Raw genomic sequence first — 7,555 nt, 5'->3', positions numbered from 1 at the left:
TGGGGATGACCCTGCGTCCCCGCGCGGGCGCCCCCGGTTATCCAACCTCTTCGATAGGAGCTTTTCCCACATGGCAGACATCGCATTCGAGAAGGACCTCTCCGTCGCCGAGACCGGAATCGAGGGCCTCAAGGTCGTCGACCTCGCCGTCCACGGCGACTCGCGCGGCTGGTTCAAGGAGAACTGGCAGCGCGCCAAGATGACCGCCCTGGGCATCCCGGACCTCAGGGTCGTCCAGAACAACATCTCCTACAACGACAGCCGCGGCGTCACCCGCGGCATCCACGCCGAGCCCTGGGACAAGTTCATCTCCGTGGCGCGCGGCAGCGTCTTCGGCGCCTGGGTGGACCTGCGCGAGGGCAGCGAGACCTACGGGAAGGTGTTCACCTGCACGCTCGACCCGTCCAAGGCCATCTACGTCCCGCGCGGCGTGGGCAACTCCTTCCAGGCCCTGGAGGACGGCACCGCCTACACCTACCTGGTGGACGCCCACTGGTCCCTCGAGCTCAAGAAGACCTACACCTTCGTGAACCTCGCCGACCCGGAGCTTAACATCCAGTGGCCCATCCCGCTGGACCGGGCCACCGTCTCCGAGGCCGACCTCAACCACCCGATGCTCAAGGACGTCGTCCCCATGGCGCCCAAGAGGACGCTCGTCACCGGCTGCAACGGCCAGCTGGGCCGCGCGGTGCGCGCGCTGGCGGAGGAGCGCGGCGTCGCCAAGGACTTCGACTTCTGCGACATCGACACCTTCGATATGTCAGACCCGGACGCCTACACACAGTACGACTGGTCGCTCTACGGCACCGTGATCAACTGCGGCGCCTACACCGCCGTGGATAGGGCGGAGACCGCCGAGGGCCGTGCGACCGCCTGGAAGGCCAACGCGACCGGCCCCGCCCTCCTCGCCCGCACATGCTCTGATCACGGGATCACCCTCGTCCACGTGTCCAGTGACTACGTCTTCGACGGCACCGCCGAGGTGCATGACGAGGACGAGCCCCTCAGCCCGCTGTCCGTCTACGGCCAGACCAAGGCCGCCGGCGACATCGCCGTGGCCGGGTGCCCGCGCCACTACATCATGCGCTCCAGCTGGGTCATCGGCGAGGGCCGCAACTTCGTCAAGACGATGAAGGGCCTGTCCGACCGCGTCGCCGACCCCGAGGACGGGCTCGAGCAGGTCACGGTCGTTGACGACCAGCTGGGCCGCCTGACCTTCACGCGCGACATGGCCGAGGCCATCTTCCACGTGCTGGGGACGCACGCCCCCTACGGCACCTACGACTGCACCGGCTCCGGCACCGTCAAGTCCTGGGCCGATATCGCCCGCGCCGTCTTCGAGGCCGCCAACGGCAACGGGGACAGGGTCGTGCCGGTATCGACCGCCGACTACTACGCGAGCGCCGAGGGCCCCGTCGCCCCGCGCCCGGTCCACTCCGCGCTCGACCTGTCCAAGCTCGAGGCTGCCGGCTTCCACATGCCCGACTGGGAGGAAGAGCTGGGGGAGTACATCAAGACGCTCTAGCCGCTATTAACTTTTCGAGAGTAAAAGCCGCCGTTCTTTAACGGCGGCTTTTCTTGTTGGTGGCTATCTGCGCAGTGGTGCCAATAGTATTTTGCGGAAGATCTACCTCTCGCTTGGCATGGAAGTAGGGTGGCCGGGCTGGTCGTCGTAGGCGTATTTGCTGTACACGTTGACCTCCCACTGCTTTTTTTCGACCTTTGCTACAGAATCTAGGATGAAGCCGGTCGCAAGGCTCAGGCCGCACAGGAACATAAACGAGGCGGCGAGCATAGCGGTGGGGAAGCGCGGGACGAGGCCGGTCTGGAAATATTCGACAACGATGGGCATGCCCAGGGCGAGGCCGAATACCGCGAACAGAAGCGCAACGAGGCTGAAGAACTTCAGCGGGCGGTAGTCCTTGAACAGCGTGCCGATCATCGCAACGACTTTAATGCCGTCGCTTACGGTATTGAGCTTGGACTCGGAACCTTCCGGACGGTCGCGGTACTCGATGGGCACATCCTTGATGCGCCAGCGGTGGTCGACGGCGTGGATCGAGAGCTCGGTTTCGATCTGGAAGCCCTCGGAAAGCACAGGGAAGGTTTTAACGAACGGGCGGCTCATGGCACGGTAGCCGGTCATGACGTCATCGAAGCTGTAGCCATAGATCCACTTGATCATGGCGCGGACCAGATTGTTGCCAAAGCCGTGGAAGGCACGCTTGTTCTCCTCGGCATAGGTGCCGTTGGAAAGGCGGTCGCCTACGGTCATATCGGCCGTGCCGTTGAGGATAGGCTCGCAGAGGGCTTTGGCCGCCTCGGCGGGGTAGGTGTCGTCTCCGTCGACCATCAGGTAGCAATCGGCGTCGATGTCGCGAAACATCTGGCGGCACACGTTGCCCTTTCCCTGGCGCGGCTCAAAACGCACCGTGGCGCCGTGCTCTGCCGCGATGTGTGAGGTGTCGTCCGACGAGTTGTTGTCATATACGTAGACCGTCGCTTGAGGAAGCTCGCGATGAAAGTCGTCGACGACCTTACCGATTGTGAGCGCTTCGTTGTAGCAGGGGATGATGACGGCGATGGATTCAGAATTCACTCAATGCTCCTTACTCATTCAATCCTTGAAAGTATAGCCGTTTGGACTTGTCATCCTTAGATGTGGGTTAGTTCTCCAGTTTTGTTGCGCGAATCGTTTGCAGGGCCGTCGGGTCTATACTGTTCGTTTGTCAACGATTACGAGTAAAGGAGTTGCATCCGTGTCGGATCAGACAAAGCAACAAGAAACTCGCAGTCTGCCTGCGACGTTTGCTAAGAACGAATTTGAGAAGGACGCGTTTATCCTTCGTCAGCTGGTTACCAAGGATTTTAAGATCAAGTATCGCCGTAGCGTTCTGGGCGTCGCATGGTCGGTGCTCAATCCGTTGCTGATGATGATTGTCATGGCCATCGTGTTCTCGACGATTTTTGCCCAGGGCCGCAATGGCTCGATTACGCCCGAGATGTACCCGCTGTATTTGATCGTGGGTAACGTCACCTTTGCCGTCATGTCCGAGTCTACGAACCAGGCTCTGACGTCGATCGTGGGTGCTGCCCCGCTGCTCAAGAAGGTTAAGGTGCACCGCTGGGTCTTCCCGGTGCAGAAGGTGCTCTTCTCGCTGGTTAACTTTGCCTTCTCTCTGGTCGCCGTAGCTATTGTTATGCTGTGGTTCCGTGTTATGCCTTCTTGGCACCTTATTCTGCTGCCTGTCTGCCTACTGCTGCTTATGTGCTTCTGCATGGGCCTGGGCATGATGCTCTCCGCCCTCACGGTTTTCTTCCGCGATGTCATGCATCTGTGGAGCGTCGTCATTACGGCTTGGACCTACATTACGCCCATCTTCTGGACGACCGACTTCGTTGCGCAAATGCCGCATCTCGTGCGCATTCTGGTCTATGCGAACCCCATGTATAACTACCTGCAGTTTATGCGTGATATCTTCCTGTTCCAGACTACGCCCTCGCTTATGACGTTTGGTATGTGCGTCGCTTGGGCGGTTCTTGCGCTTGTTATTGGCTACACCGTGTTCCATAAGTCCGAGCGCAAGTTCATCCTCTACATCTAAGGAGTGCTGTGATGACTGAACCTGTTGTTGATTACAGCGAGCAGCCTCTGGCTGTCGAGGTCGACGACGTCACCATGATCTTTAACATGGCGTCCGAGTCGCTGACCAACCTCAAGGAGTACTTCATCAAGCTTGCCAAGCACGAGCTGTTCTTTGAGGAGTTTAGGGCGCTTAAGCACATCTCGTTCGATATTCATCGCGGCGAGGTCGTGGGTCTGGTCGGCACCAATGGCTCCGGCAAGTCTACGATGCTCAAGATTATCGCTGGCGTGCTTGAGCCTAGCGAGGGCAGCGTTAAGGTGCACGGCAATATCGCACCGTTGATTGAGCTTGGTGCCGGCTTTGACCCCGAGCTGACTGCCCGTGAGAACATATATCTGAACGGCGCCCTGCTTGGCTATACCAAGGAGTTCATCGACGCCAACTTTGACGGCATTATCGAGTTCGCTGAGCTGCAGAACTTTGTCGATATGCCGCTTAAGAACTTCTCCTCGGGCATGGTGGCGCGTATCGCCTTTGCAATCGCGACGATTACCGAGCCCGATATTCTGATCGTTGACGAGACGCTGTCCGTCGGTGATGTGTTCTTCCAGCAGAAGTGCGAGGCCCGCATCCAGCACTTTATCCAGAGCGGCGACGTGACGGTTCTGTTCGTTTCGCACTCTATGGAGCAGGTTGAGCGCATCTGCCAGCGTGCCGTTTGGATTGAGAAGGGTGACCTTCGCATGGACGGCCCGGTCGATGAGGTCTGCAAGGCGTACCGCGAGCAGTTCAACTAGGTTATAATTACTTGCGCTTGACAGGCTTGCGCTTGCTTGGGCGTGCGGTTATTTGCTCCATTAGCTCAGTTGGATAGAGCAGGGGACTTCTAATCCCAAGGTCGACGGTTCGAATCCGCCATGGAGCACCATCGTTTATTAAGCCCAGACCGCTTGGTGGTCTGGGCTTTTTTCATCTTGTGTGCTGCTGGAGCCGAGCGCGAGCAAGCCGCTGCTGTTTGTTGGGGTTGGCATTTTACTTTTCGAGATGCTCCCTCAGCAGCTCCAGCGCGTGGGCGTAGCCCTGGAGGCCTTCGCCGGTGATGGTGGCGAAGCAGGCCAGACGGGCGTAGCTCACCTGGCGGAAGTCTTCGCGGGTCTCGACGGCGCTAATGTGGACCTCCACAGCCGGGATGGCGACGGCTTTGAGGGCATCCAAGATGGCCACGCTTGTGTGCGTGTAGGCGGCCGGGTTGATGACGATGCCGTCGACCTTGCCGTAGGCCTCCTGGATCTTGTCGACGATGCTGCCCTCGTGGTTAGACTGGAAGACATCGACCTCGTCAAAGCCCTGTGCGGCGCCCGCTTCCTGGCAGATCTGCACTAAGCGGTCGTAGTTGTCGCTGCCATAGATGCCCGGCTCGCGAATGCCGAGCATGTTGAGGTTGGGGCCGTTGATGACGAGTGCTTTCATGGTTGCTTCCTTTGCGGTTGAAAAACCACCACAAAGGTGCCTGTCCCCTTTGTGGTGGTTTTGGTTAGAGAGCGGGTGGGAGGGTGTCGAGGAGGGCATGGGCGGTGTTGGCAGCGCAGTCGCGTGAGTCGATGATGTAGTCGGCCCAAGCGCGATAGCGCGGCATGCGCTGTTCGGCCAGCTTATCGATTCCGTCGCGTGCGGTGATGGGGCGGCCCTTGTGTGCGAGCTCATCGAGCTTACGGTTGAGCATCACAATCTGGCTGTTTTGGTGCAGTAGCGGGTAGTTCTCGTCGCGCGTGACCACGCCGCCGCCGGTGGAGAGCACCAGGCCGCTGCGCTTGGAGATGTCGGCCAGCGCCGCCGTCTCCTGCTCGCGGAAGGCTGCCTCGCCGCGCTCGACGATAAAGTCGGCACAGGGCATGCCCAGACGCTTCTCAAGCGCGGCGTCCAAGTCGATGTGCTCGCGACCCGTGCGCAGGGCAATCTGCTCACCCACGCGGGTTTTGCCCGAGCCCGGCATGCCAATCAGGGCGATGTTCTGCTCTTGGCGCGACAGGCGCTCCGTTACGTTCAGGATACGCTCGCGCGGGGTGACCTGGCCGGTATAGCGCTCGACGGCCTGTGCCGCCTGTGCCACGAGCATCAGCAGTCCGCCGATGTAGGGGATGCCGCGGCGCTCGGCCTCGAGCATCAGGCCCGTGCGGGCGGGGTTGTAGACAATGTCGATGACGCCTTCGAGCGCATCGAGTCCTTCGAGCGTGCAGGGGGCGTCGGGGCAGTGGGGGAACATGCCGGCAGGCGTGCAGTTGACGAGCAGCGCGGCATCGGATTGCTGCGCGATGTTGTCGTAATTGACCTCGCTTGTGCGACCCACGGGTACGACGATGGCGCCCAGGTCGGCGAGTACCATGCTGGCCGTAGTGCCGGCACCGCCGGTGGCGCCGAGCACGAGGGCCTTCTTACTGGCAACCTCTACGCCCAGCTCCTCGACCAGGCACTGAAAACCGAAGTAGTCGGTGTTATCGCCGCGCAGGCGGCCGTCGGGCAGGCGCGTGATGGTGTTGACGTTGCCCATGCGCTCGGCGAGCGGGCTCAGCTCGTCCAGGTACTCCATGACGGCGCGCTTGTAGGGGATGGTCACGTTGGTGCCCTCCCACTCGTCGCCCGTCATAAAGGCCGCGAGGTCCTCGGGCTCGCGCTCAAATCGCACGTAATCGAGCCCAGCGAGCTCTTTGTAGATGGTTGGGGTGTAGCTGTGGCCCAACACGCGGCCCAGCACTCCGTAGGGGCGGGTTGCGGCGGTATCGGTCATCTAGAGCACCTCCGTGTAGCTGCCAAAGTAGGTGAAGCTTTCGCACACGTCGTCGATGGAATCGAGCAGGTCGTCGAGGGCCTTGCTGCCAAAGGGGCAGTCCAGATCAAAGTAGAACATAAACTCAAAGTCGCGGCCGGGGATGGGGCGGCTCTCGAGCTTGATGAGGTTGATGTTGAGTGCGTAGAAGCGCTCGAGCACGCGATAGAGGGCGCCCGGCTCGTTGGCCGTGGTGATCATGAGCGAGGTGCGATTAGCGCCGGGGTAGACGCGCGGCTCGCGGCTGATGACGACAAAGCGCGTGTAGTTGTTGTCCGAGTCTTGGATATTGGGCTCCAACACCTCGAGGCCATACAGCGTGGCACAGCTGCGCGATGCGATGGCGGCAACATCGGTGCGTTCGGAGTTGGCGACCATCTCAGCCGACATGGCCGTGTTGGGGTACTTGGTGGCGCGCAGGCCGTGGTTCTCGATAAAGCCGGCGCACTGGGCAATGGCTTGGCCGTGGCTGTAGACCTCGCGCACGTCGGCGAGCTTGGTGCCGGGCTTGACGAGCAAGTTGTGGTCGATCTTGAGGCGAAGCGAGCGCACGATGTGGAAGTCGAACTGGGCGAGCAGGTCGTAGACGGCGTTGACCGAGCCGGCGGTGGAGTTCTCGATGGGCAGCACGCCAAACTCGCAGAACCCGTCGCGCACAGCGCGCATAACGCCTTCGAAGGTCTCGAAAAACGCGATGTCGGGCACGTCGAAGAGCTTGCACGCGGCGATTTGACTGTAAGCGCCCTCAACGCCCTGGCAAGCGACGGTGGCAGTTTGAGGGAAGGGCGTGTCGGAGGCTGCAGCCGTGGCGTGGGCCTTTTGCGAGACAGTGATGCCCTTGAGTTCGTTGATGTAGCGCTGCTGCTCGGCCTTGCTCATGCTCATGAGGAGACGGAACAGGGTGATGGTCTGCGCCTCGTAGCGCTCGGGCGCGCGGCTGGCGAGGTTGTTGAGCTTGGAGCGCTCGCGGGCGGGGTCGAAGACGGCCTTGCCCATCTCGATTTTTGACTTGGCGACTTCGGTGGCAATGTCCATGCGCTCGATAAAGCTGTTGAGGAGCGTGGTGTCGATGCCATCGATGGCCTGGCGGATATCGGCAAGGTCCATGGAGGCCCCTTTCACGTAATGGCAGAGTTGACGGGCA

7 protein-coding genes and 1 tRNA gene are annotated in these 7,555 nt (G+C 60.8%); 4 read left to right on the top strand and 4 right to left on the bottom strand.

Annotated elements, in window-relative coordinates; all coding sequences use genetic code 11:
• Positions 1–70: 70 nt before the first annotated feature.
• The gene (locus tag PMX21_RS02340; RefSeq protein WP_271757803.1) at positions 71–1,525 is read left to right on the top strand and encodes a sugar nucleotide-binding protein; all 1,455 of its coding nucleotides are present in this window, start codon (positions 71–73) and stop codon (positions 1,523–1,525) included.
• Positions 1,526–1,627: 102 nt separating this feature from the next.
• Here the strand turns inward: PMX21_RS02340 and PMX21_RS02335 are convergent, their stop codons facing one another.
• Entirely contained in the window at positions 1,628–2,599 is a 972-nt protein-coding gene (locus PMX21_RS02335; protein WP_271757801.1) for a glycosyltransferase family 2 protein, read from the bottom strand.
• A 160-nt stretch (positions 2,600–2,759) separates the two neighbouring features.
• On the opposite strand from PMX21_RS02335, the gene PMX21_RS02330 reads away from it, so the two are divergent.
• From PMX21_RS02330 to PMX21_RS02320, 3 genes are all read left to right on the top strand, one after another.
• On the top strand, positions 2,760–3,605 hold the full coding sequence (locus PMX21_RS02330) for an ABC transporter permease (protein ID WP_238022459.1): 846 nt from the start codon (positions 2,760–2,762) through the stop codon (positions 3,603–3,605).
• An 11-nt stretch (positions 3,606–3,616) separates the two neighbouring features.
• Positions 3,617–4,384, top strand: coding sequence for an ABC transporter ATP-binding protein (locus tag PMX21_RS02325; protein WP_271757799.1), 768 nt, complete (start codon positions 3,617–3,619; stop codon positions 4,382–4,384).
• Between the two features lie 54 nt (positions 4,385–4,438).
• Positions 4,439–4,515: transfer RNA gene (locus tag PMX21_RS02320), tRNA-Arg, on the top strand.
• Positions 4,516–4,619: 104 nt separating this feature from the next.
• Here PMX21_RS02320 and aroQ read toward each other — a convergent pair.
• The 3 genes from aroQ to pheA form a co-directional block, all read right to left on the bottom strand.
• Positions 4,620–5,057 carry a type II 3-dehydroquinate dehydratase gene (gene aroQ, locus PMX21_RS02315; protein WP_271757798.1) on the bottom strand — a complete coding sequence of 146 codons (438 nt, stop codon included), beginning with the start codon at positions 5,055–5,057 and terminating at the stop codon, positions 4,620–4,622.
• A 64-nt stretch (positions 5,058–5,121) separates the two neighbouring features.
• Positions 5,122–6,372 carry a shikimate kinase gene (locus PMX21_RS02310; RefSeq protein WP_271757796.1) on the bottom strand — a complete coding sequence of 417 codons (1,251 nt, stop codon included), beginning with the start codon at positions 6,370–6,372 and terminating at the stop codon, positions 5,122–5,124.
• A complete protein-coding gene (pheA, locus tag PMX21_RS02305; protein ID WP_195361291.1) occupies positions 6,373–7,518 on the bottom strand; it encodes a prephenate dehydratase in 1,146 nt (381 codons plus the stop codon). It lies immediately after the preceding gene.
• Positions 7,519–7,555: the final 37 nt, after the last annotated feature.

Origin of the sequence: Collinsella aerofaciens, assembly GCF_028209885.1 — a bacterium.
Classification (GTDB): Bacteria; Actinomycetota; Coriobacteriia; order Coriobacteriales; family Coriobacteriaceae; genus Collinsella; species Collinsella aerofaciens_BA.
This window is presented reverse-complemented; position numbering and strand designations above follow the sequence as displayed.

What these genes read in the sequence shown, in the direction of transcription:
- PMX21_RS02340 (WP_271757803.1), top strand. Translation starts at nt 71, where the DNA reads ATGGCAGACATCGCATTCGAGAAGGACCTCTCCGTCGCCGAGACCGGA.
- PMX21_RS02325 (WP_271757799.1), top strand. Translation starts at nt 3,617, where the DNA reads ATGACTGAACCTGTTGTTGATTACAGCGAGCAGCCTCTGGCTGTCGAG.
- aroQ (WP_271757798.1), bottom strand. Translation starts at nt 5,057, where the DNA reads ATGAAAGCACTCGTCATCAACGGCCCCAACCTCAACATGCTCGGCATT.
- PMX21_RS02310 (WP_271757796.1), bottom strand. Translation starts at nt 6,372, where the DNA reads ATGACCGATACCGCCGCAACCCGCCCCTACGGAGTGCTGGGCCGCGTG.
- pheA (WP_195361291.1), bottom strand. Translation starts at nt 7,518, where the DNA reads ATGGACCTTGCCGATATCCGCCAGGCCATCGATGGCATCGACACCACG.